This is a genomic window from Streptococcus pluranimalium, from assembly GCF_047785745.1.
GTDB classification, from domain to species: domain Bacteria; phylum Bacillota; class Bacilli; order Lactobacillales; family Streptococcaceae; genus Streptococcus; species Streptococcus pluranimalium_B.
The window spans coordinates 1-2,317 of sequence record NZ_JBLOJT010000162.1; the positions used below are offsets into that span (position 1 = coordinate 1).

The window sequence follows — 2,317 nt, forward strand, 5'->3', positions numbered from 1 at the left end:
AACCGGTAGCGGGTGCCCTCAGAGGACTTGCACCTCAGATATACGACATGCCCGTCGTACCAAAAAGAGAGAACCGTAACGATTCTCTCTAGATGTTAATTATAAGTCACCCACTACAGTTGACGAAGAGCCACTTTTTACCTGTTAGGATAAACCACGCGAAATTCTTCCAAAACGATTTTGGAATCTTCATTAAACACAAGATGACTCTCAGCTAACCATTCAAAAAATAATGCCTTATGAACTTGTCGCCAATACGCCAAACTTCTATCACCCTCGCCTTCTTTGTAGGCATGATCTGCCGAAACATCTTTAAAAGGCAACACTGATACCTTAGTAATTTCAATGATACAAACGGCATCATCTTGACTATCTAGGACAATATCATAAGACCCGACTTTTGGTAAAGGTTCATCACCAACTTCATACAAGTCAAATGCTGAAGCTGTCGCTGTTTTGGTTCCGTCTAAGACTAACTGGGCCAGTAAATCTGGCTTTGCTCCGAATCCCCAGGCATCCATCTCATCGCCAATATTGGGATTAATCTGTTGATACTCCTGCCACATTTTTTCTGGTGTCATGATTGCTCCTTTATGATTTCTTAAATGGGATTCAATTTCTAAAGCTGCTCCCAAAATCAATTTAAATATTTTTCAATTTTTATGTTGTCTCTAAAAAACTTCTTTTGTAGCTAAGATATAGACAGCTCTATCGATTCAGATACAAAGATAGAAAGGTTTATATTTTAGAAGGGTGATAGCAACCTCAACCTCATGCTCTGCCACATCAGTCTATTCAATCTCGATACGAATAATACTCAATGAAAATCTAAATCTGAAACCATTTAAGTGCAAGGTGTAAATCTGGACGATTTACTAGGATAAGGAGACTCGAACCATAATTCTATATTCAGATTTTGAATATTCAGATTTTGAATTAAAATCAGTATAAAATATCTATTCGCGATACCGATTTCGATATATTTTCATTTCAAGCTCCAACCACCGTCGATCTTAACGATTTCACCTTGCATGGAAGCTAGTTTTCCCGAAGCTAACATGAGGGTTAATTCCGCAATTTCACCTGGTTCTGTCCAACGACCGATAGGCGTCTCAGAAGCTACCCACTCTGCCATACCACCAGTTTCAAAATCCGCAACCGTCATACCAGTCTTAACAGCACCCGGGGCAATGCCAAAAACTTGAATCCCATCTTTAGCATAATCTAGTGCTAATTGACGGGTAAAGCCTGCCAAAGCGTGTTTGGACGAGGTATAGGCTGCACCGCCTCCGCCAGCCATAAAGCTGGCAATAGAACACATAGTGATAATGATTCCTGATTTTCTGGCTACCATTTTCTCAAGATAATACCGAGTAAGCTTAACCGTCGCAAAAAAGTTAGTTGCCATGACCTCTTGAAAATCATCTTCTGAAATCTCAAGAAGGGGTTTATAATCGTCTAAGATTCCTGCGGTGTTACACAAAATGTCAACTTCAGGAACTTGCTCGTACAGCGCAGCGATGTCACCTGTCAAATCCATCTGAAAAAACTGGAAGTTAGGATGAGACAAGTCTGGTTTAGCAGACTTGTCGATCCCGTAAACCGCGTAGCCATGTTCCAAAAACAGTCGTGCTTGAGCCAGACCAATCCCTGACGCTGCGCCTGTGATGAGGACTCGCTTAGTCATTCACTTCAATCCAATCTTCAGCCAAAACGTCACAAGGTGTTGGACTCCACATGCTAAAGCCTTCGCCGTCACCAGTCACATTGATGAGAAAATAAGGTGTTGCCTCTAGCTTTTGACCATTCACTTCGATGCTGTCAAAGAGTTGCACATAATTTTCAGCGCCGCCCCAACCAGTGCGAACGTATTTTTTCTTTGCTTTTAATCCTGGTAAAATCTCTTCAAATGTCATGATTGTCTCCTTTTAATAAACTATTGCCATTCTATCATAATTTTAAAATAAGGCTAGCATTCTTTCTTTATATCCCCCTATCTAGACTCTTTAAAAACTCTTTTTTAGTAAAGTAAGTTCTCAATCAAAAAAGCTACGAACTTTTACCCACAGCGGTCAAGTTATAATGGGAGTTACATATATGTCCGATATCCATTTATTACTCTCTATCATCTCTAAAATTCAGCCACAATGAGCTGATACTTATAAGCAGCATTAATATTCCCATTTCCCCTTGACCCTTTTCTTTTATAAACAGTAGATGATGAAAAATGAGGCAAACCATAGTATCCCATTCCACAGACAAGCTCTGAGTTTTATAAAAGGCTTAGAAAATACTAAACCTTTTACATATCGTTATA

The 2,317-nt window shown here is 39.6% G+C and carries 3 protein-coding genes; all 3 read right to left on the reverse strand.

Annotated features, from left to right (window positions below; genetic code table 11):
• Positions 1-137 precede the first annotated feature (137 nt).
• The 3 genes from ACMZ6U_RS10140 to ACMZ6U_RS10150 all read right to left on the reverse strand — a co-directional run bounded on the left by ACMZ6U_RS10140 (position 138) and on the right by ACMZ6U_RS10150 (position 1,916).
• On the reverse strand, positions 138-581 hold the full coding sequence (locus tag ACMZ6U_RS10140; protein WP_416108303.1) for an ASCH domain-containing protein: 444 nt from the start codon (positions 579-581) through the stop codon (positions 138-140).
• A 404-nt stretch (positions 582-985) separates the two neighbouring features.
• On the reverse strand, positions 986-1,687 hold the full coding sequence (locus ACMZ6U_RS10145) for a 3-oxoacyl-ACP reductase (protein WP_416108304.1): 702 nt from the start codon (positions 1,685-1,687) through the stop codon (positions 986-988).
• The gene (locus ACMZ6U_RS10150) at positions 1,680-1,916 is read right to left on the reverse strand and encodes a DUF2829 domain-containing protein (protein WP_115130677.1); all 237 of its coding nucleotides are present in this window, start codon (positions 1,914-1,916) and stop codon (positions 1,680-1,682) included. Before ACMZ6U_RS10150 ends, ACMZ6U_RS10145 begins: the two co-directional genes overlap by 8 nt.
• Positions 1,917-2,317: the final 401 nt, after the last annotated feature.